This window comes from Psittacicella gerlachiana (genome assembly GCF_003585965.1).
Taxonomy (GTDB): domain Bacteria; phylum Pseudomonadota; class Gammaproteobacteria; order Enterobacterales; family Psittacicellaceae; genus Psittacicella; species Psittacicella gerlachiana.
Map to the genome: position 1 here is coordinate 1 of NZ_NRJF01000167.1, position 2181 is coordinate 2181.

Sequence of the window (2181 nt, forward strand, 5' to 3'; positions counted from 1 at the left end):
TTGTTCATCCCCATCAATCACAATAGTTTCTAACACTAAAGTACCCTTTGCCGTTAAAAACTTGCCGAGATCTTCTAAGAAAATTACCGGATCTTTACGATGATAGAGCACGCCCATATTAAACACAAGATCAAATTTCGCAGTTACCGGAACTTTAGATAAAGGTAAAGTTAAGAGATAAGGAACTTCCTCGCCTCCTAAAGCTTGATAGATGGTTTTTGCTAGTAAAAATTGAGCGGTAAACCCTTCAAAAGGTTCAACTCCTAAGACTAAATTTGGTTGAGCTTCACTCATGAGCATTTGCCATAAGTAATAACCATTACCACAACCTACATCAAGAATATTTTTGCCCGCTAGCTGTAACTCTAAGCCTGTGGTTTCAATACGTTCCCATTTTTTTCCACAATCCCATTCGGCATCAATTTCTTGTCGCAATAACTTAAAAGGTCCTTTGCGCCAAGGAATTAAATCTTGAATTAAAGTACTCAGTAAACGTTGAATCTTTTGCCAATATTCTTGGCTCGCTTGGTAGGCAATAACTTCAAGATAAGGAGTTTGAGCTTGCCATAGTTTTTGGGCAAGATCAACTGGAAAATACAGTTCTAAAGTCTTACGTTCATGAACTAAATAACCAGCCCATAAAGGGTGTAAATCTATAACTACTTGCTGAGCTTGACTCTGACTAATCACTAAACTTGGTACTTGTTGCTCATGTACTAACTGACGACAAGCTTCTTGTAACTCAGGAGCTAAAACTAATCCCTTATCTTCGTGTTCACGCCAAAAACTCAGTAGTTCTTTTTCTTGACTCTGAGCTAAAAGTTTAAACTCTTTTAAAAAGCCCTGCAAAGCTTGAAGTTTACGGAGGTTATTAATAAAAGTAGCCTCTCTTGCGGATTTACTTTTAGCTTTTTGTAAGAGTTCCTTTTCACTTTGTTGCATGGCTACACTTAACGCAGGCAACCAATCACTCAACTCCTCTTGCTTAAGTAACCTTGATAAAATACTTTGATCTTCAGGATTGGTAAACATAATTATATTTTTGTCGTAGGTATCTCATTAAAATTACACTGCATCATCACAATAATTTGCTCAAGATGCTGGGGAATATTATGTAATGCGGGTAAAGTATTTTGTTTTAATAAATACTCCATTACATCTATAGCTAGATGTGAAAACATATAAGCTTGTAAATTTAAGTCCTCTTCTTTTTGCTTAGGAAAAGCAAGCTGTGATAAATATTTAAAACGAGCTTCAACCATTTTAATCATATCTTTACGAAGATGATGACGAGGAGTATTTACTTTCCACAAACTCAAAATCTCATAACGCAACGCATAAAGAGCTGGTAAATAATGATCCAAAAACTCATTTAAATTAGCATATTGGATTCGTTTATCAATAATTTGATTGATATTATGCTTCACGGCTGCAATCATTTTACCTACTAGGTCATCTTTACAAGAGTAATACTTATAAAAGGTTGCTCGATTAACTAGTGCCTCTTGTAAAATATCTTCCACACGAATTTCACTATATTCATGAGTCGCTAATAACTGTAATAAAGCTTGACGTACTAAGCGATGAGTTTTAGCAACTCTTAGATCTACCCGCTGATTTTGTAATTCTAAAGGTGGGGAAATACTATCAAACATGTATAATTTCTCATTATAAGGGTAAGTCACTAAACCCTATCTGAGCTAAAATTTATAAACTTTGCCTAAGATAAATAAAAAGAGTTCTCTAGATTTATTATACTATTAGTTTAAATGATTCTTTACTTTAAGTTAGACCAACAAATTTACCCCTCTAACTCTAAGTTACACTCAAGAGTTAGAGGGGTAATTGTTTAAGAAAGAAAATTAAGGTTTATCGAGAGCTTCACCTAAAGTTGTACTTTAGCTTGAAGCCTCTCTTCTAAGTTTAAAAGTTAATTTTAGCTTAAAACCTAAAAACTTAAGCTACAACTTTTCCTTTGTGTGGATCTTGTAACTTATCTAATTTTTTCTTAACTTGGTCGTAAATTTTATTTACAGCCTCAGTAATAGATACATAGCAGTCATCTGCAGAGCCACGAGCAAAGAAGCGACCGAGGTTAGTTTGCACTTCATACTCACTCACATAGCTTGCTCCTTCTTTTTTCAGAGCTAGAGTATTGTAACTTAAATCAACTTTTAACTT

3 protein-coding genes are annotated in these 2181 nt (G+C 34.3%); all 3 read right to left on the reverse strand.

Features of this window, described 5'->3' with window-relative positions; genetic code table 11:
• A partial coding sequence (locus CKF59_RS05615; protein WP_119534981.1) for a DUF1698 domain-containing protein occupies positions 1-1032 on the reverse strand: 1032 nt, incomplete at its 3' end.
• 2 nt (positions 1033-1034) lie between these two features.
• Entirely contained in the window at positions 1035-1655 is a 621-nt protein-coding gene (locus CKF59_RS05620; protein ID WP_119534982.1) for a TetR/AcrR family transcriptional regulator, read from the reverse strand.
• 301 nt (positions 1656-1956) lie between these two features.
• A partial coding sequence (locus tag CKF59_RS07905; protein ID WP_222985619.1) for an HPF/RaiA family ribosome-associated protein occupies positions 1957-2181 on the reverse strand: 225 nt, incomplete at its 5' end.